The following is a 19,770-nucleotide window of genomic DNA, read 5'->3' on the forward strand; positions in this document are numbered from 1 at the left end:
CCATTATATTTAAGAACCTGATAAGATACCTTGCATTACTTAGACTTGGTTCTTTTGCGGTAGAATATGCCCTGGCCCACCACCGCTTTAACGGCTTTGCCGCGGATCATGATATCGATCTCGGTGCCGGGGGCGCTGTATTTGCTGTCTATCAGGGCCAGGCCGATCGGCTTTTTAAAAGTGGGGGCATGCAGGCCGCTGGTAACATGGCCGATGTTGACCCCGTCCTTTTCCACCTCGTAATGCGAGCGGGGAATCCCTTTGTCCACCATTTCGAACTCCACCAGTTTTCTTCCCAGCCCGGCTTGTTTTTGTTCCAAAAGAGCCGACCTGCCGATGAAATCACCGTTGTCAAGCTTGACGAAATAGCCCAAGCCAGCTTCCAGGGGGGTTATATCCTTATCGATCTCCTGCCCGTACAGGGGCAGCTTGGCTTCAAATCTCAGGCTGTCCCGGGCTCCCAACCCAATCGGGCTTACCAGCTCCCCTCCCGCCTTAAGGATTTCTTCCCATAGCAGAACGGCATCAGCGGGCCTGACATAGATTTCAAAGCCGTCTTCTCCGGTATAACCGGTTCGGGAGACTATACATTCTAATCCGGCTATCTTCACTGCGGGATTAAACTGAAAGAATTTGATCTGGTCGAGGTCAGTAGGGGTGAGGGTTTGCAGGATCTCCTGAGCCCGGGGCCCCTGGAGGGCCAACTGCGCATATTGGGGGGAAACATCTTCGGCAAGAACCCCCTCCATAAGATTCTCCTTGATCCAGGCGAAGTCTTTTTCCGCATTGGCGGCGTTCACCACCAGGAGATATTTGGCAGGGTGATATTTGTAGATCAAAAGATCATCAACCACCCCGCCGTCAGGATAACACATGGGGCTGTACAGAACCTGAAAGTCGCGCATTCTGGATACATCATTGCATACCAGCTTCTGCACGAAGTCCTGAGCCCGCTCCCCGGTGACCATAATCTCGCCCATATGAGATACATCGAAAAGTCCAGCACTTTCACGCACCATGTGGTGCTCCTTAATGATCCCCATGCCTTCATATTGAACTGGCAATTCCCAGCCCCCGAAATCAATGATCTTGCCTTTGTACTTCAGGTGCATGGGGTACAACGGGGTTGATTGCAACGGCATCATACTCCTCCTTCGCCAGGTAACAAAACCCGGGTTAACTTAGACTGATTGTGTTTATAGGCAATAAGAACTGCTTGGGATTTGATTCACAAATTAGCTTCCCCGCTACCTGCCCGATGTTTGTTTAAAGCGGGTTAAACTTCCAAAGCTTTCATTTGCCAAAAGAAATTGGACTACAGCAAAATTTTATCAAAAAAAGACAATAATTGCGAAACACTTATTGAGGATAAATGCAAAAAACGCCAAAACCTTATCAAATTGGGCTGTGACCTGATTTCAAATTATCATATAATATTATTTAAATTGAGCCCTGACGATATGCGATTTACGTAATCCCGCCTCGGGCGGAATTTGTTGAGGAGGATATAGACATGAGCCGCTTCTATGATGACAAAAACCTGTTCGATGAAGAAATGGTGGAGCAGTGGGCCGAGGAATTCTTCGGTCAGCTGATGAATATCTTTAACGGTTTTTTCACCCAGGTCGACCTCGAGGAGACTGTGGAGCGCATCAAAGAGATTCCTTTTGAATCCATGGTCCTGGAGAAGCTGAGCGGTGAGAGCGATGAGGTCAAATTGACCGCCATGCGCCGCATCAGGGAACTGGCCGATGCTGAGATCGAATATGTGCAGGGCTATTTGGAGCTGTAGAGCACCGGAGGCTGCTATTCAATACTCCTCCACAGGATTTCGCAAACGTCCAGGACCTTGACCCGCTCCTCTTCACCGGCTTCCTTGACCCCGTCGGTGAGCATGGTCATGCAGAAGGGGCAGTTGCTGGCGATCACCCCGGCACCGGTCTGCAGGAGCTGACCGGTGCGGGCGTCATTGATCCGCTTGAAGCCGCCCACCGCCTCTTCCTCCAGAAACATCCGCCCCCCGCCCGCGCCGCAGCAAAACCCGAAACGGCGGGACTTATCTATATCGACAACCTGTGCCCCGGTGGATTTGACCACCTGGCGGGGCGGTTCATAAATCCCATTGTGCCTGCCTAGAAAACAGGAGTCATGGTAGCTCATAGTGACCGCTTCGGTCTTATTCACACTAAGCCTGCCTTCCGCAATCAGCCTGGCCAAGAATTCGGAGGAATGGTAAACTTCAAAATCGCCCTCCATCTGGAGATATTCGTTTTTGATGGCGTTATAGCCGTGGGGGCAGATGCAGATGATCTTGTCCGCCCCGTATTTCTTGAAAGTCTCTATATTATGGGCGGCCAGGGTCTGGTAAAGGTATTCATTGCCCAGGCGCCGGGCGGGATCGCCGCAGCACCTTTCCTCATTCCCCAGATAGCCGAAATTGATGCCGGCCCGGTCAAGGAGGCGCACCAGGGCCTCGCCGGCCCGCTTGTAGCGGTCGTCGAAAGCCACCGCGCAGCCGCCGTAGAGCAGGTATTCGAATTCCCTGTGGTCTTCGGGCAGGAGATTGACCAGGTTTCTTATACCCCGCTCCTCCAGCCAGTTGGCCCGTGAGGCCCAGCCCACCCCCCAGGGGTTGTAGTTGCGCTCCAGGTTGGTGAAGGCGTTCTGGGCTTCAGCTGGCATATCGCCCTGCCACATTACCAGGTTGCGACGCATATTGATGATCTTGTTGAGGTGCTCGATGAACATGGGGCAGTGCTCCTGGCAGGCCCGGCAGTTGGTGCAGGCCCACAAGACCTCGGGGGTGACCACATCATAGAGCAGGCTGGCCTCCAGGGGGCTGACCGCATTGGCCTCGGCGTCCGAGGTCATGGCCAATTCGGGGCGGGCAGCCCCGCTTAAAAGGTGCGGGGCCTTCCCGTCCAGGTGCTTCTTCATGGCCTGGATGACAGTAACTTTGGGGTTGAGCTTCTTCCCGGTATAATAAGCCGGGCAGTTCTCCTGGCAGCGCCCGCAGCGGATGCAGGCATCCAGGTCTAAAAGGTCCTTCCAGGTGTTCTCCTCAATGCGTTCCACACCAAAGCGTTCCGCCTCTTCGATGTTTTCAATCAACGGAACCGCCTTGGGGTCCAAATCCCGGCTGTAATATCCGATCATGCCGGTGAAGATGTGCCACAGCTTGGTGAAGGGCACCACGGCGATAAAGAGGAAGGCCAGGAACATATGCGACCACCAGCTCAGGCGGTGCCACAGCACCAGACCGTCCAGGCTCATGCTTTTAAACAACCATGCAAACATCCAGCCTACCGGGGAAGCGTCCTGTTCATAGGCGATCTGCTGTAAGGTGGTGGAGAGCTTGATCTGGGCGGCGATGCGCAGCCCTTCCACCAGGAAGCCTCCCAAAAGGATGGCGAAGACCAGGGCCAGAATCCAGCCGTCCGCCGGTTTATGGTCATTGAGGCGATCCGGGCGGCGAATATAGCGTATAAAGGCCAGAACCACAATCCCAAGCATGGCGAAGAAGCCCCCCACGTCGGCCAGCCAGGATATCAGGTAATAAAGCCAGCCGGTCATCTCCGGGAAGCCGATGCGCTCCCAGGCGGCAAAGGCGGCGGTAGCAATCAGGAGAAATATGAAGCCCCAGAACAGGGCCAGGTGCATCACCCCTGCCAGCGGCTTGCGCAATACCTGCGCCTGGGAAAAGGTATTGAAAAGCCAGGAGGCCACGCGCCTCCCTACCTGGTCGTTGCGGTGCAGCCCGCTCTGGGCCAGCCGCCACACCCGGAAGCGCCGGTAGGCCCCATAAAAAAGGAACCCCAGGGGGATGAACATGAACACGTAGACCAGCCATTCATAGGGAATATTGGCTCCCACCACCCGCATGGGGACATCATGCCCGCCGGTGAAGGGCTTGTAAGCGAATATCATGGTATGCCTCCTCGCCAGATCGCGTATTATTCCAATTCTATAAGCTTAATCTGACTCAGAGGGTATCAAATTATTCCAGAAGTAGTGTTATTTACTGTAAGTGCGGCCTAAAAAGAGCCCCCGACGTCTAAGTCCCAGTTCTTCTGCTCCTCATGCGGAGAATCAATTTGGCGATATTTTTGAAGCACATCTATTATACTAATTAGGAGTCATGCCGGATCAAACCGGTTGAAGGAGGCGGAGGCCGTGGATAATACCGGCAAATTTAAAATAGAGACATTCCCTTTGAGTCGAATATCCACCTATGATATCGGCCAGGTTGGATTAAGCAAACATCATCTGAAGGCGTTAATAGAGTTAGACGTGACCGAAGCGCGTAAGTTGATTGCGCAAAAAAGGAAACTATCTAAAGGGATTTCCTTCAATGCATGGCTAATCAAGTGCATTAGCGAGGTGGTCAGGGAATATCCGCTGCTGCATGGTATAAGAAAAGGCAAGAGAAAAGTGATCGTATTTGAGGATATAGATATATCTATAATGATCGAAAGGGAGATTCAAGGCAAAAGAGTGCCTTTGCCATATGTGATTAGGAGAACCAATGAAAAGAGCATTACAGAAATATGGAAAGAAATAGAAGATGGGAAAAAGCAGACCATTGACAATGAGGGCAATTATGTTTTAGGGGAAGCCAAAGACGAGAAATTAATGAAATGGTATTATATGCTGCCGGGGTTCATAAGAAGAACCATATGGAGAGGCATAATTCGAAATCCGTTTGTGACCAAACAAAATATGGGCACGGTAATGATAACCTCTGTCGGTACGGTGGGCCGGATCAATGGCTGGGTAATACCGGTGAGCGTTCACCCCGTATGTTTTGCAGTAGGGTCAATAATAAAAAAGCGCAGTGTCATTGATAACGGAACGGAAACCAGGGAATATCTTAAAATGACAGTTTTGGTGGACCATGACGTTATTGACGGAGCACCGGCCGCCAGGGCACTCTCTAAACTCATTAAAATGATCGAAAGCGGGTACGGATTAGCTTAATCTCAGGCGGGTTAACCGACGCAAGGATTCCCGAAAATGTTCAATGAATGAACTCCTAGCCGCCCTTAAGTACTTGATTGTACTGCCGAAGCACCTTATAATTTAAAGTGCTTTAAAAACAAGCCGATGTGGCTCAGTGGCAGAGCAATTGATTCGTAATCAATAGGTCGGCGGTTCGAATCCGCCCATCGGCTCCAGGAAAAATAAGGCCCCTCCGTGGTTTGGAGGGGCTATTGATTTTGCCCTGGACCCTGCATAAGTAGTAATGGGCAAGCTAAGATACACTTTTTGCTAAATAATATTTTGTAAAGTGGTGGATTTATGAATATTTTAGAAAAGTTTGCTGATGTACCTAAAATAGAAACGGAACGTCTCATCCTTAGAAAAATCACATTAGATGATGCAGAAGATATGTATTTATATGCTTCGAATGAAGAAGTAACGAGATATGTAACTTGGGATACCCATTCTTCATTGTCAGATACAATTGAATTTATAAATACGTTTTTACCTCAATATGATGCTCTATGGGGGATTGAGTTTAAAGAAAATGGTAAATTTATTGGAACAGTTCACTTTGTTTGGTGGCAGCCAGAACACAATAGTGCTGAAATTGGATATGTTCTATCTAAAGAATACTGGGGCAAAGGGTTAATTACCGAAGCAGCAAGGGTAATTACCTCTTTTGGTTTCGACAGTATGAACTTAATTCGTATACAGGCGAGATGCTTTTTAGAAAACAAGGGTTCAGAGCGTGTTATGAAAAAGTTAGGTATGTCTTTCGAAGGTATAAGTAGAAAGGTAATGTGTGTTAAAGGGGAACATAAAGACTTAAAGGTGTACTCCATATTAAAGTTTTAGATGTATTTTTTATGCTTTATTACAGTGATATCGTTATATGGACGGATCAAAATCTCTCTTTGATATGCCAATCCAAGCTATCACTTATGAGGATAGGGCCTTTTGCGATCAAAAGCTTCCAGAAGGCTATAGGTTAGATTACAAACAAGACCTTCCGGATGACATATTAAAATCGGTAGCGGCTATGGCAAACACCGATGGCGGATAATACTTGTTGGGATTGAGCTTCCAGTCAGGACCGAAAGGGCTTCCCATCTTCCCAGGGCCGTTCGTTTTGCTTGAATGCGGATACTTCGTAGACCATAGCCTTTAGTCCGGTTACAGTAGAATTTAAACACCGGTATATCGCAAACCTAGCAGCATAAACATAAACCTATCAAATTTAAAATTCTACGAATAATGGCAGAACCTAACTCTGGAGTGTCTGTTTTATCGAGAAAGTCTCATTTCTTATATGGTCATTTTGACGCCATTCCTTGATCTATGGAAATATTTTCACAAATATAGAGCTTACTTCCAAAACAACCATAATCTTTTAACATAATAGATACCTTATTCATATATTTTTATTAACCATTTTAAACAAGCCAGAATAATCTATATTAGTCTTAATCTGCATAACTTCTGGTCATTGTAGCTATATTTGTAGCTGTATATTGATAAAAATGGATAACGAGGATGAAATGCAAAACATCCTAGATTTACGCTGTTGTAATAAAAAAGGAAAAAGATATACATCTACATATAAGTCTTAAAATTCATGCTAGCTTGTATTAACTTTTAACAAATATTCAAGGAGGTTTTTAAAAATGGGCTTTGTTAATCAAGTTTCTCAGACACAATTTTTGGATCAGAATATTAAAACTTTAAAGGTTCTTTGCACACAATGTATACAAGAAAATGGTGAGATTACGATATCCGCACCTTCAGGGGTAACTCTTGACGTAACCACTGGCCAGCTAAATGTCCCCGTAACCTTAGAACTTGCTGGTTCACCCCAAATTAGAAATATAACTGTTTTACAGGGTAAAGTTGTTAATGAAGGTATAGTACCCGTACGTTTGTTGGTTGATGGTCAAGAAATAATCAAATTATTGGAGATACCCTTCCAAGGAATTGTTGAATGCTCCGGTGTCGAACCCGGTGACAATATACAAAAGCATGATTTACAAGTGGAGGGGCTGATTGTTTCGCCGGTTCGTCTGATTACTGGTGATCTAGCCTGCTTAACCCTTAATCTTATTCTTAAAGCAATTGTTAAAGCGTGTATTGTTATTAGCAGAGAAACAATTCTCAAGATTAATGCCGCTAACCCGTTCTGCACCTGCCCTTAGATTAAGGGCAGTACTGGTTCAGTAAATCTTGACTAAATCTAAGCCCTTGTTTTGCCCTTAAGGGGAAGCTAGGGCTTTGTTAATTTATCCATAGGCTTAAGAAAGTAAGCGAGGACGCTTTAAGAAAATTAATCCCGGGTACAACTTATTTGAGTCGTGCCCGGGGTTTTGCTTGATCCTGACAATGTTTTGTATTCAACAAATTTCATCTAGCCACGGTCTGCAGATGGAAAGCCTTCCAGGAACCGCTGGTAGTATAGCAGCAATGCAAAAAACCCATACTTTATCACATTTTACAATATAAGGAATATTATGTATCACAAACAAAAAAGGAGGTTTTATTCATGGCTTTTGTAAATCAAAGTAGCGCGGCGAATTTTGTCCCGCAGAAAATCAAGGTACTAAAGGTTCTTTGCCAGGAATGTTTTCAGGAAATGGGTACAACACCCTTAGCAATTACTTTACCTACTGTTATCACTCCAGCTGATCTTGCGCTCCTTGAAATTACAGTAACTCCCGGTACTCCAACAGTTACTAACTTTACAGTCCTGACCAACAAAGTAGTGAACACCATAGCCGTTCCTTTAACAATAACAGTTGTACTTTTGGGTGTAACACTTGCTACGATCACTTTACCAGGCGTAGGTGCCCTTGTCACAGGCGAAATTAACTGCCCCGGTGTAGTGCCCGACGGTACTGTCAATGTACAAAAGCATGATTTAGAGGTATTACAACCGATTACGCCGGTTATAGTTTCTTTAGATGCAACTGGTCTTATCTTAAACTTAGCAATTACTGTAATAGTTGAAGGCTGTGCTGTTGTTAGCAAGGAAGAAATTCTCAAGGTTAATGCCGCTAGCTTGTTCTGCAGCTGTTCTTAGAACCTGATCCTGTTTTTAAACCAGCCGAATATTTCGGAGGGTCCGGTTAACTCCGGCCCCTCCTGTCGTATCTACTGTTCTGTATACAACAGCTATGTTGCGAAATAAAGAACAGTCTAACTCTAAACCAAACTTTAAGCCCTTGGTTTCCCCTAAAGGCGAGGCCAAGGGCTTTAGTCTGGAAAAATTGCCAATTTCAGGACCTTTTCTGATAAAGTTTCTAATTCCATCACATTAGACATTATCTGGAATACTATGTACTAAACACCGATAAGGAGGGTTTTTAATGAGCTGGGATATGTCCACAAAAGAAATAAAATCTCTTGTGGTGGTTCTCACAGATAATGTTATTAAAGTTGGTGAGACCATTGTATCTGCTCCCATTGGGATCATAATTGATCCCGAAAACGGTGAGTTAATAACACCACTAGAAGCTACACCTATGGATGATGTTGTATTGAATCCTAAAATAAAAGACAACATACTTATTAATGAAGGTTTTATAAAAATTAAGCTGACTTTCACCCATGACCCGTGCACCGGGGCAAAAAATACCATTACCAAAATTGTTACAGTACCGGTCCAATCCATTCACGTATGGAATTGTATTCGATCTGATGATATTGTTCAAGAAAAGGTTAAAATCAAAGCCATTATAGTCCGGGGTATACCTGATAATATTACTGCATCTCAATGCCCTGGTCAAAAAATAAATCTACTTATTAAAGTAATTCTTGAAGTTAAAATTACTGTGTTACGGGAAGAACTTATTTGCGTCCCCGTTCAAAAATGTGCGATAACCTCCGCTTGCAACAAGAGGCATAGAACCGGTAGAAAAGGCACACTTGGTATATGACCTTGTAAACTCTGAGTCCAAAGAACTGCTTAAAGCATATCTGGAAGAATGCTGGAGATTTGAAGAAGATGTAGAAGGTAGAAAGCACTGATTCCAGACCGTTGATTATTCTTTGTAAGACTCCTTTGTAAGTTATCCAGCAAGTAAAATGATTCCTGAAATTGAGGATAAATTTGCCGAGGAAATATCCAAAGACATCGCGATTTTTATAACTTTTGTAAGGTCGCAGTTTGTTCATATATCAAATATGCTATCCTTAAAAATAGCCCCATAACATATGTTTTCGAAACACCTTGGGAAACATATGGCGATGCAATCAAAAATCCTGATTAATTTAATCTATACCTGACAGCACTGGGCATCGCCAAAATGTCGCCAAAAAATCAAAAACAGTACACAAAAAGTTTAACAAGTGAATATGCGGTGTTGGGGAAAATGCCCATATATTCAGATTTCATGGCATAGGAGATAACTGGAAAAACACCTCGCGACGCAATTCGTAACCAGCAGGTCAGCGGTTCGAATTCACCCATCGGCTTCAGAGAAAGCAAGGCCCCTCCGTGGTTCGGAGGGGCTCCCTATTTTTTGTTGACAGCCTAAAAATACAAAGAGGTGGCAAGAGAATATGGGCTCGGAAAATCAATGTTGATTCTATTATTCAATATACCCATTACAGGAGGCTAACCGATTCTTTTTAGTCCTGCATTAAATCTTCTATGTCTTTCATTATATTGTTCATCTCTTCCATCTACATCAAAATTAGACCGACCCAACGTGGAAACGGGACATTGGAGATTAAAATCTAATATTTTCTTTGAAATCTCCTCCAGGTTCTCCCGGCTTTGGGCATAGAAAGCCTTCTTTCTCTGTTCATACCGGCTAACAGCCCCGCTGCTTCTTCTTTGGCTAAAAACCATCCCTGTGTACTTTTTAAAGTCGTCAACTTCCTGGTTCAATTTTGCTCTCAGAGTGTCAATCTCCTTGCCCAGCTCCATCCAGTAGGGTGCAAAACCGTTGTCCTTGAGGATTTTATAGGCCATATGCATATCATCCTGCGCGAAAAGATTCTCCGAGAGGTCAAGGGGTTTGCCGGCTCCCTCCAGATTGTCAAACTCCCCCCGCTCCATGGCTTGCTTTATCAATAATCCTACCAGATCGTGCTGACGAGCCAGGTGTTGAGCTCGATCAACCTCAACCAGAAAATCTGCTTTCCATGCTTTTTCAGAAGCCTGCTCAGCTAATTTCTGCATGGGATCTTTTTCGCTTCTAGGTTTGCTCATGATATATTTCCCTCCATTCTGAGGTTTCTCTAATCATTCTTTGCAACCTTGAACGTACGACAGTTTTAAGGAAGTCGCTAAACAGCATAAAAACCAATTATCTACCAAATGGCCGGAACTAAACGATAAGGGGTCTTGTTGCAATAATCTTTATAGCCCGGGAGCTCCTGCAAAAGCAGTTCTTCTTCGTTTTTTATTCTAATCACCGTCCATGGTATGATAAGAAGACTGGGTATTAAAGCCCAATAGGAACCTAAAGCCAAGGGAGCAAATAAAACCATTATCAACATCCCCGTGTACATGGGATGGCGTATTATGGCGTAGGGGCCGGTTGCTACAACCTGCTGTTCATCCTCAACCTTTATGTTGCCGGAAGCGTAGCTGTTTTCCCTAAAAACTATGACGATAAAAACGTAACCCAGAAAAGCTATAAGATTAGCTGCAATAACTATCCAAACCGGCACCGTTGACCAGTGAAACCGAAAATCAAAACCGGCTACGAAATAAAAAAGGGGAAAAAGGTTTAACAAACCAGGTATTTTCCGCACGGTTTCCTGGTCTTTATGCTGCCATCGCCTGGCTAGTAGTTCGGGGCTTCTTTTGGCGAAATAAGCGGTAATAAAAAAAGTTACGGCCGAAAACATCACCCAATAAATCCAGGCCTGCCAGTATCGTAAGGTCCCAGCGGGAAGAAACAGAATGAGGCCCATTACAATCATCATTATCGTGGGAAACAGATAGATTTTAAATGAGGATGTATTTGTCTTGCCTTCCACTGAAATTATCTCCTTGCCCTTAAACGAAAATATACTAGCCAAAAGAGCTTAGTCTTCTTGATTCGACTTGCGATATTCTTCAACCAGCTGCTGGTATTTTAATTGGGCCGGCGATAACACTCCGGCGACCATCTCCTTATACAGGCCGTTCAAAGGATCTTTCTGTCCTGAGCGGCTGAGCATGAGTCCCTTCACCTGCGGCATTTTATCAAGGAGCAGGGCAGATTCGCGGGCCAGAGCATCTATTCGGGGATCATCTTCAGGAACGTTAGTCAGTTCTGCCCAGCGTGCTCCAAAATCCAAAGCCATCTGATAATGGTCGGGATGGTCTTTAAAATACTCGGCCAGGATGCGGAAAACTTCTCGGAAATCCTCGCCCCATTGAAAATCATCCAGGATGCTGTACAATTTACGGTGCTGGTCATAGATTTCCGGGCAGGACCGGGCGTACTTTTCTATTTGATCCGTTCCCATTATCTCGGTGATCATTTGGAAAGAAGGGGATACGAAAATATCTTGGTTCAAGAGCTCCATGTCTTCACCCAGTAATGCATCGATTTTCTCCACTCGTTGTTCCAGGGTTTTCTTCTCATTTAATAGCTCGATGCGGAGTGACAGCAGGATTTCCCGCATAGTTTTGGTGTTGTTAAGATCCCCGATTATTTCTTTGATGCGCTGCAGATCAAGCCCCAGCGATTTCAGGCGTTTAATCAAACGCATGCGGTTCAGCTCGGCGGGTCCGTATAACCGGTATCCGCCCGGAGAGCGCTCCGGTTCGGGCAGTAAACCGATCTTGTGATAATAAATAATAGTTTTTAGGGTGCTTCCGGTTAATTTTATAAAATCACCGATTTTTATACGATTCTCCATCGTCATCCCACCTTACAGTCAGTATAAACCCGACCCCAAGGGCCGGGTCAACATTAATCATGTTGACCTGCCCCACCAGGGTAACGATGGCAAGCGCAAACGAGACGATACCTGCGATTCCGTGCCAAGGCCATCACCCGCTTGCGCCCGAAGCCTCCTATCGGGCTTAGAAGGCCTATAGGCAGAAGCGAACAGATCAAGGCTATGGCCAGACAGAGCACAGGACCAGTCGTCTCGGTGATATGGCAGATGGCGGCGAACAACGCCGCATAGCCGGTGAGAATATGGACAACCTGGCCACTCCATATGATGACGATGATAGACTCCCAGTCGCCGGCAGCTCGCGTCCTTTGAGTTTAATTCAATCTTTGTTTTCATGAACATAGCCCTCTCTATTACTATGTAACACATAACATATTCGAATATTGTTATTCCTGGCGCTTGAGCTGCGGCATTCTAAGTGGCAACTTCCCTATCTACCGGAGTTTATCTCTGGTTTGTTCCGGCCGGGTGAATTATAATGGGACAAAGACTATAACAGAACACCACATCATACAGGTAGAGCAGCAAAGTTGTTAAAGTATTCGCAAATATCAAGTGTATGGGAATGTTATGAGGGTGTATGACCCAAATTTTGACTCGAGCAGTAATTCGGCCGAGTGGCTGAAATCCATGAAGGAGAGGAATGAGCCTATGACAGCAATTGTAATGAAAGATGATGTTTACTGGGTAGGCGTGCGCGACCCCGAACTGCGGATTTTCGATGCGGTCATGACCACCGATATCGGCACCAGCTATAATGCCTATTTGGTTAAAGGCAGTGAAAAAACGGTGCTGATGGAGGTGTGCGAGGATAAGTTTTTTGACCAGTATGTGGAGAATGTCAAAAGTGTTGCAAACCTTGCTGATATCGATTATCTAATCATGAATCATACTGAACCGGACCATTCTGAAGCCGTTGCTAAGTTGATCGACCTGGTGCCCAACTTGACGGTCCTGGGCAGTCAAACCGCTCTCGCTTTTCTGCGTGAAATCACCAATAAACCGTTTAAAGCCCAGGAAGTAAATGACGGCGACCGGCTGGAATTAGGGGGGAGAACTTTGCGCTTTATCAGTGCTCCTTTCCTGCACTGGCCGGACACCATTTATACCTATCTGGAAGAGGACCAGATCCTTTTCACCTGCGATTCATTCGGCTCCCACTACCCGGATGAACGCCTTTTCAATGATTTAATGGAAAGCAATTTTCTCACCCCTTACAAAGAGTACTTTGACGCCATCATCGGGCCGTTCAAGCCATACGTTTTAGAAGCCCTGGATAAGATTAAAGGTCTTCCCCTGGCTATGGTGGCGCCCGGTCACGGTCCGGTATTGCGCAAAGATATCGACCGTTATATCGATTTGTACCGGCAATGGTCCCTGCGGACGCCGATTCCTAAAAGCGACAAGCCCAAGATTGTGCTTGCCTACCTGAGTATTTATGGTTTTACCGAAAAACTGGCCAACAGCATCGTTGACGGAATCACCAGCATAGGAGATTTTGATGTCAGGAGATACCGCTTAATAGAAGACAAGCTTGATGATCCGGAATTGTTGGACCGGGTGGCGGAAGATCTTTTAGATGCCAGCGGATTTCTGCTTGGGTCAAATACCGTTAATGGCGACGCCCTGCCCCAGGTCTGGAAGCTGCTCAGCCGTTTGTCACCGATAAGTCACGGGGATAAAGTGGCTATGGCTTTTGGCGCCTATGGATGGAGCGGGGAAGCCGTGCCCAGCATAGAAAACCGCCTGCAGGCCCTGCGCATGCAGGTTATGCCCGGCTTGCGGGTCAGATTCAAACCAGGGGAAGGCAATCTGGAGGATGCGTTCATGCTGGGTATGGATTTTGGACGGGCCATTCTGGATAAGAAGCAGGATAAGTCCATGCAGCGCTGGCGCTGTCTGGTCTGCGGGCATATTCATGTCGGGGCTGAACCGCCTGCGGTGTGCCCGGCCTGTGGAGTAGGGCCGGAAAACTTTGTTCGCGAGTCCATGGAAGATGAATTTATCAACGACACTCAGGATAAATTCGTGATTATCGGCGGGGGCATTGCCGCCCTGTCGGCCGCTCAATCAATTCGCAAGCGCAACCGCAGCGCGGCCATCCTCATGCTGAGTGAAGAGGAATATCATCCCTATTACCGGCCGGCTTTATCCGATCTGCTCAGCGAAGATCTTCCCGATAAGCGGCTGTATGTATTCGATCCGGCCTGGTATGCGGACAACCGGGTGGAACTGAGGATGGGAACCCGGATAGTGAAGATTGAACCTGATAAGCAAGCAGTGGTTACGGAGCGGAATGAAAGCATCCCTTACACCAAATTGATTGTAGCTACCGGAGCCCGCAGCAACATCCCTCCTTTCAAAGGACGGGAAAACCGCGGCGTCTACGCTCTGCGCAGCCTTCAAGATGCCCTGGCCTTAAAGGAAGCCATTAAGCCGGCTAAGAAAGCGGTGGTTATCGGCGGCGGGGTGTTGGGCCTGGAAGCGGTATGGGAAATGGTCTCCAGCGGGGTTGAGGTGGCGGTTGTCGAGTACAATCAGCGCCTGATGCCCCGCCAGTTGGACGAACCGGCCTCCCTGCGCCTGCAGCAGTTGATGGAGAACAAAGGAGTAAAGTTGTATCTGGGCCTGGGTACTGAAGAAATAGTAGGCGACGGTCAGGTACGGGGCGTACGTCTCAATGACGGGCAGCTGTTGGAAGCAGATCTGGTGTTATTGTCCACCGGGGTCAGGCCCAATGTGGAGCTGGCCCAGGATGCCGGCATTGAAGTGGCTCAGGGAGTGGTGGTGGACAGCCGTATGCGCACCAGCCTGCCCAATATTTATGCCGCCGGGGACGGCGCCCAGTTCGGGGACAGGCTGGTGGGTCTGTGGCCGGTTTCCCTGGAGATGGGACGGGTAGCGGGAGCCGCCGCTGCCGGTGACTGGCTGGAATATAAAGCTCCTCTGCTGTCAACTATGCTGGCTGCTTTTGATATGGAGGTATTCTCAATCGGAGACGTCAATCTCCCCCCCGAACAATGCCGGGTAGTGGAGGTCAACGATCCGGTAGAAAAATACTTTAAGCGCAGTTATTTTAAAGATGGAGTTCTGGTGGGAGAAATCATCATCGCTCCCCGGGTGGACACAACTCAATCAATGCAGAGTTTAGGCCGGGACAGCAGCGGGAAAAAACGCGGCAATCGCTGGAAATGCCGGGTCTGCGGCTACGTGCACGAGGGACCTGAACCACCCGACATATGTCCGGTATGCAGCGCTACCAAAGATATGTTCGATCCCATAGATTAATGTTTGAGCATGGCGCGGATTTTCGCGCCATGCTTTTAGTCTACCCGGGCTAAAGGTTCAAATGAGACAGGGCCAATGCTGCATGCCAAAAAGGCTGCGCAGCTTATTATCGGGGCGGTAAATACCCTTTCAAACACCTGATAATCCGAACTTTATAGTGTTCTATCTGGAGCATGGAAAAGCTATTCTTGGTGATTTTACGCAAGCGAGGAGGACTTGTGAGTTTCAATTAATATACTGTGGGGAGGTCGGCTCAAGCCCGGCCATCACTCCATAATCATTAAGTCCCCACCGATATGGAGGGGCTTGCTGTTTTCTGATGCCAGCCATGGCATCTACCAGGAGGTGGCAGGTGCCTTTCTATCTTTACACTTCCTCACCCGTCCCTTCCAATAACTCACGGTTTTAATATCTTCAATCAGGCCATATCTTTACATAACAACAGTTATGGCTTCAGCAGATGAATAGATAATGAGTCCAAGCGGATTATGAGGGGTGAGCTGGTGCAATACATCAGGCCGGTATGGGCTGAGATCAGTTTGGATAATCTGGCCTTTAATGTTAGACAAATCAGGGCTCTGATAGGCAGCCGGGTCAAGATAATGGCGGTGGTAAAAAGCAATGCCTATGGTACGGGTATTGCCGGGGTCGTCGGCCCACTGCTGGAAGAGGGCATCGATATGTTTGGGGTTGCCATTCTGGATGAAGCTATCTTTATCCGGGAAAGGCAGCCGCAGGTGCCCATCGTGGTGTTTGGGTACACTCCCTTTGAATATTCCCGGCTGCTGATTGAGCACCGCATAACCCAGACGGTTTATTGCAGGGAACAAGCCCGGGCATTATCCAGGGCTGCCCGGCAAATGAACCAAAAAGCCGGTATTCACGTCGAGATAGATACCGGGATGGGAAGACTGGGTTTTCCGCCTGCAAAGAATGCTGTAGATACGATTGCCGAGATAGCTGAGATGCCTAATTTATTTATCGAAGGCATCTATACTCATTGCCCCTATACCAACGAAAGAAATCATGCCGGTTATTCATTTACCATGGAACAATTCCAAAAATTCAATTACGTGGTAAAGAGCCTGGAAGAGAGGGGAGTGGCGATCCTTGTAAAACATATGTGCAACAGCTTAGGCACGGTCTATTATAAAGAATTGCACCTGGATATGGTGAGGGCGGGGATTATTCTTTATGGCTCATACCCGGAATTTCAGGACCGCTTGCCCCTGAAACCGGTTATGGCGCTGAAAGCTCGGATAGGATCTGTTAAGAGGATCGCAGCAGGGGAGAACATAAGCTATGGCCGGACTTTTACCACTCGGCGGGAAACTCTTGTCGCCACCCTTCCGCTGGGATACGGGGACGGCTACAACCGCTTGCTGTCCAACCGGGGGGAGGTACTGGTCAAAGGCAAGCGGGCCCCGGTAATAGGCACTATCTGCATGGATCAGTGTATGGTAGATGTAACCGATATTCCCGGGAAGCTCGAGATCGGTGAAGAGGCGGTTCTGATAGGGCGGCAGGGGGATGAGGAAATAACCATTGAGGAAATAGCCCAAATAATCTGCGGGTTTATAAACTACGAATATATGGTTCTGATTCAGGCCAGGGTTCCCCGGATTTACACCCGGAACGAGCCATGACTGCTTCGCGGGAAACGCCGCCAACAACTTATTTCTCAGATATAATTAATGGTCTTTTTTCATCTCGAAGGGCGAATACCTGTCAACCGAGAGCTTCACCTCAGCTTCTTTTTCATCCCCCCGGTAAACCGTCTTCCAGACTTCAACCAGATAGCCGGGATAGCCTACCATTTCGTCCTCCGTTCCCTGGCCTGATTTGGAGTCTGCTTTTCTCCCCGGCGGAGGGGGAAATGTTTTCAAAACCCGGGTGGTTATTTCTACTCTCTCATTTAGCGGCCTTCCAAAGAACCGGATGGTTAATCGATCGTCAACCACCTCAGTGGTAATCAAAATGTGATGGTCTTTATTATTGCGAAAGGACAGATCTTTGTATGGATAACAGACAGTGGCGTCCCTGCCGGGTTCGATATACGGTACGGTAAGCTGGTGGCTGTGGCGTTCCACGATTTCCAGGTTGGACAGCAGTGCGGCATTATATAATGTGGAGGAAATCTGGCAAAGCCCTCCTCCTATCCCCGGGACCAGCTGCCCGCCGATTATTATATTGGCCGGTTTATAGCCTTTTCCTGCTGTCGCGTTGCCGATGAGGCCATTGAAAGAAAAGACTTTGCCGGGTTCCAGCAAATAATTGTTTATTCTGGCCGATGCCAGCCGGATATTATGTACCCGGGTCTCAAGGGTAGCGTCAAAACTGGTGGTAAAAGAGGTCATGAGCTGCTCGACCCCCTTTTCCTGCAGAGAAGAGATAGTTATCCGGGGGGAGTTTTTTTGGTCATAAGGGATCATGATTTCAAGTGGGCTGTGTGCTTGAGCCAGGTTTTCCCGTATGGCTTGTTCTATATCATCATGATTAAAACTGTAGCCGAACCTTTCAGGTATCAATTCGGCCTGGCCATTGGCATCAACTTTAAAATACGCATTCTCCGGCTTGCCGCTTAGTTTATAAACCAGTAAATCAATATTTTGCAGCAGCAGCTCTTCATCGATGCGGTACTTAAACGGAACAAACACCTTTTCCCGTTCAATTCGCAAAAAGTAAAAATATTTTTGAAACCAGGGCTGTCCTGAACTTAGCTGACAGCCGTACTGAAATATCTGTTCATAGTCAAGCTCTATCCCCATCTCTTTTAAAGGGACAGATACTGCCTGACCTTCCGGCCCGATGAAAGTAAACCGGGCAGCGTGCAGGGTTGCTCCCACCTCTTGCCGGGTTTGGCCTCCCAGGTAAATATCCTTAAAAAATACCCCTGCACTGACCCGGTTGATTCCGCCCAGATATCCGGCTATTACTAATAGAGAGATCAGCCCCGCAAGTATATAATAGCGATTGAGGCGTCTGCTTTTTTTCCCGGCCATTTTAACCACCTGAAACAGTATATAGATAAAAAAAGACAATATGCCCATATGGGAATTAACATATAAAAACCCCCGCTGACATAATCAGTTAGCAGGGGGTTTTTATGGGAATTAAGCTGGGGTACCTGGAAATATTTGCGGCGGCTTTCATCTGGGGGACTATTGGGGCATTTACCCGGTGGAGCGGGCTTACTCCTTTAGAACTGGCTTTTTACCGGGTATTAATCGCTGCCATAGCCCTGTTCTTGATACTGCCCCGCAGGGAACGCTTGCTTTTACTGCATACCCGGCACGGCCCTTTGATCGTTTTAGCGGGAGTGCTTTTTACTCTGGATATTCTCTTGTTTTTTTATGCTATTCATTTAACTTCGCTGAGCAATGCCGTACTCCCGTATAATATGCAGCCGCTGTTTATGGTTCTGCTGGCCGCGTTGCTACTGGGTGAAAAAATGCAGGGCAGATACATCTTTGCTCTTGTCCTGGCGGTGCTCGGTGTGGGAGTGCTGCTTGCGCCTGCTTTGATCCATATTTCTTATACGGATATAACCGGAATCAGTTATGCTTTGATAGGGGCCTTCTTACTGGCTGTTATCGCTGTCATAGCCAGAATAATCAACATTCAATCCATTACTTTCGTCTATTACCAGATGCTTATCGCTACCATCTGTTTGTTCCCATTCATGAGAGTAAAGAGTGTTATTGATTTCAATACCATTGCCATGGTTTTGATCATTTCGTTAGTGCACACAGCTTTTGCCTATATCGTCTATTATGATGGTTTGAAAACGGTGAGTATGCAGCATGTGGTGGCTTTATCTTACCTGACCCCTTTTGTGGCCGCCTTAACCGGCTCTTTTCTGTTTCAGGAAGCCATTACGGTTTTCACCGTGGTCGGCGGGCTAATTATCATTATTAATGGGGCCCTGGTAGTTTTTCGAACTTAGAATGATTGTTATAACCAGTTCCATACCACGATGGCATCCTCTCCGTTTTTGAAGAAGTTTTCACACCTCCCTATTTCATGCCAGCCCAATCCTCTCAGAAATCTCAACTGCGGTTCATTCGATACCCTGACTTCGCCGGTGAACCATCTGGCGCCGTGCTTTTTGGCTACAGCATCGGCGGTTTTCTGGATGACGGTGGCCAGGGCCTCCCTTCTGTAGCCGGCGTGCACCGCCATACTTATGGTGTGGGCCGCAGCTAAAAAGTACTGAAAACCTATGTAGCCTATGACTTGTTTTCCATCTCTGACCACTATATAACAGGTGTGCGGTTCTTGAATCAACTGAGTCAGCTTTGTTATAGTCAGAGGCTCAGGGAAGAACCCGGTTTCCAGTGCAACAATCTGTTCGATATCATCGGGGTGCAGCCAGTCGATTTGGTAGTCCCGGTGTTCCCGGGGGACTTGTTCATAGCCCGGCAAATCATTAATAGACAAAATCTACATCCTTCCTTTCGGCAGCGTTCATAATAAATCAGTACTTAAACCCTTTTCAAAAAGCCCTTGTAGCGTTGAATCCAGGAAGCGCGGGAATGAGGAGCAACGCAGTCAGGAGGTCATAACCACAGTTGCCCCCGGCGGATTAACACGTTTCATCCCGCT

At 47.1% G+C, this 19,770-nt stretch carries 16 protein-coding genes and 1 tRNA gene; 10 read left to right on the forward strand and 7 right to left on the reverse strand.

All coding sequences use genetic code 11. The features are described from left to right. Positions 1-35 precede the first annotated feature (35 nt). Positions 36-1,142: a glycine cleavage system aminomethyltransferase GcvT gene (gcvT, locus tag B2633_RS06445; protein ID WP_483169825.1), complete on the reverse strand. Its 1,107-nt coding sequence runs from the start codon at positions 1,140-1,142 to the stop codon at positions 36-38. 371 nt (positions 1,143-1,513) lie between these two features. Between gcvT and B2633_RS06450 the strand changes: the two genes are divergently transcribed. Beyond that, positions 1,514-1,792: a hypothetical protein gene (locus B2633_RS06450; protein WP_481041447.1), complete on the forward strand. Its 279-nt coding sequence runs from the start codon at positions 1,514-1,516 to the stop codon at positions 1,790-1,792. A 14-nt stretch (positions 1,793-1,806) separates the two neighbouring features. Here the strand turns inward: B2633_RS06450 and B2633_RS06455 are convergent, their stop codons facing one another. Further along, complete coding sequence (locus B2633_RS06455) at positions 1,807-3,927, reverse strand: heterodisulfide reductase-related iron-sulfur binding cluster (RefSeq protein ID WP_483169826.1); 2,121 nt, start codon at positions 3,925-3,927, stop codon at positions 1,807-1,809. A 246-nt stretch (positions 3,928-4,173) separates the two neighbouring features. On the opposite strand from B2633_RS06455, the gene B2633_RS06460 reads away from it, so the two are divergent. The 6 genes from B2633_RS06460 (at position 4,174) to B2633_RS06485 (ending at position 8,909) form a co-directional block, all read left to right on the forward strand. Further along, positions 4,174-4,977: a 2-oxo acid dehydrogenase subunit E2 gene (locus B2633_RS06460; protein WP_483169827.1), complete on the forward strand. Its 804-nt coding sequence runs from the start codon at positions 4,174-4,176 to the stop codon at positions 4,975-4,977. Between the two features lie 122 nt (positions 4,978-5,099). Next, a tRNA-Thr gene (locus tag B2633_RS06465) sits at positions 5,100-5,174 on the forward strand. 124 nt (positions 5,175-5,298) lie between these two features. Then, positions 5,299-5,838: a GNAT family N-acetyltransferase gene (locus tag B2633_RS06470; protein ID WP_483169828.1), complete on the forward strand. Its 540-nt coding sequence runs from the start codon at positions 5,299-5,301 to the stop codon at positions 5,836-5,838. 809 nt (positions 5,839-6,647) lie between these two features. Then, complete coding sequence (locus B2633_RS06475) at positions 6,648-7,172, forward strand: DUF3794 domain-containing protein (protein ID WP_483169829.1); 525 nt, start codon at positions 6,648-6,650, stop codon at positions 7,170-7,172. Positions 7,173-7,516: 344 nt separating this feature from the next. Next, entirely contained in the window at positions 7,517-8,053 is a 537-nt protein-coding gene (locus tag B2633_RS06480; protein ID WP_483169830.1) for a hypothetical protein, read from the forward strand. 286 nt (positions 8,054-8,339) lie between these two features. After that, a complete protein-coding gene (locus B2633_RS06485; RefSeq protein ID WP_483169831.1) occupies positions 8,340-8,909 on the forward strand; it encodes a hypothetical protein in 570 nt (189 codons plus the stop codon). Positions 8,910-9,589: 680 nt separating this feature from the next. On the opposite strand, the gene B2633_RS06490 is transcribed toward B2633_RS06485, so the two are convergent. The 3 genes from B2633_RS06490 to B2633_RS06500 all read right to left on the reverse strand — a co-directional run bounded on the left by B2633_RS06490 (position 9,590) and on the right by B2633_RS06500 (position 11,835). Next, a complete protein-coding gene (locus tag B2633_RS06490; RefSeq protein ID WP_483169832.1) occupies positions 9,590-10,189 on the reverse strand; it encodes a DnaJ family domain-containing protein in 600 nt (199 codons plus the stop codon). Between the two features lie 101 nt (positions 10,190-10,290). Then, positions 10,291-10,965 carry a methyltransferase family protein gene (locus B2633_RS06495; RefSeq protein ID WP_483169833.1) on the reverse strand — a complete coding sequence of 225 codons (675 nt, stop codon included), beginning with the start codon at positions 10,963-10,965 and terminating at the stop codon, positions 10,291-10,293. A 48-nt stretch (positions 10,966-11,013) separates the two neighbouring features. Then, positions 11,014-11,835 (reverse strand): helix-turn-helix domain-containing protein, encoded by an 822-nt coding sequence (locus B2633_RS06500; protein ID WP_483169834.1) that lies wholly within the window; start codon positions 11,833-11,835, stop codon positions 11,014-11,016. A 693-nt stretch (positions 11,836-12,528) separates the two neighbouring features. Between B2633_RS06500 and B2633_RS06505 the strand changes: the two genes are divergently transcribed. Together B2633_RS06505 and alr are read left to right on the forward strand one after the other, a co-directional pair. After that, the gene (locus tag B2633_RS06505) at positions 12,529-15,165 is read left to right on the forward strand and encodes an FAD-dependent oxidoreductase (protein ID WP_483169835.1); all 2,637 of its coding nucleotides are present in this window, start codon (positions 12,529-12,531) and stop codon (positions 15,163-15,165) included. 488 nt (positions 15,166-15,653) lie between these two features. Next, the gene (gene alr / locus B2633_RS06510; RefSeq protein ID WP_483169836.1) at positions 15,654-16,811 is read left to right on the forward strand and encodes an alanine racemase; all 1,158 of its coding nucleotides are present in this window, start codon (positions 15,654-15,656) and stop codon (positions 16,809-16,811) included. A gap of 45 nt (positions 16,812-16,856) precedes the next feature. Here the strand turns inward: alr and B2633_RS06515 are convergent, their stop codons facing one another. Beyond that, positions 16,857-18,215 (reverse strand): VanW family protein, encoded by a 1,359-nt coding sequence (locus B2633_RS06515; RefSeq protein WP_483169837.1) that lies wholly within the window; start codon positions 18,213-18,215, stop codon positions 16,857-16,859. 56 nt (positions 18,216-18,271) lie between these two features. Here B2633_RS06515 and B2633_RS06520 point away from each other — a divergent pair, with 56 nt between their 5' ends. Beyond that, positions 18,272-19,111, forward strand: coding sequence for a DMT family transporter (locus B2633_RS06520; RefSeq protein WP_483169838.1), 840 nt, complete (start codon positions 18,272-18,274; stop codon positions 19,109-19,111). Positions 19,112-19,119: 8 nt separating this feature from the next. Here B2633_RS06520 and B2633_RS06525 read toward each other — a convergent pair whose 3' ends face one another. Beyond that, entirely contained in the window at positions 19,120-19,605 is a 486-nt protein-coding gene (locus B2633_RS06525; protein WP_483169839.1) for a GNAT family N-acetyltransferase, read from the reverse strand. Positions 19,606-19,770: the final 165 nt, after the last annotated feature.

Origin of the sequence: Syntrophomonas sp. UBA1041 (assembly GCF_002316705.1) — a bacterium.
Lineage (GTDB): Bacteria > Bacillota > Syntrophomonadia > Syntrophomonadales > Syntrophomonadaceae > DTU019.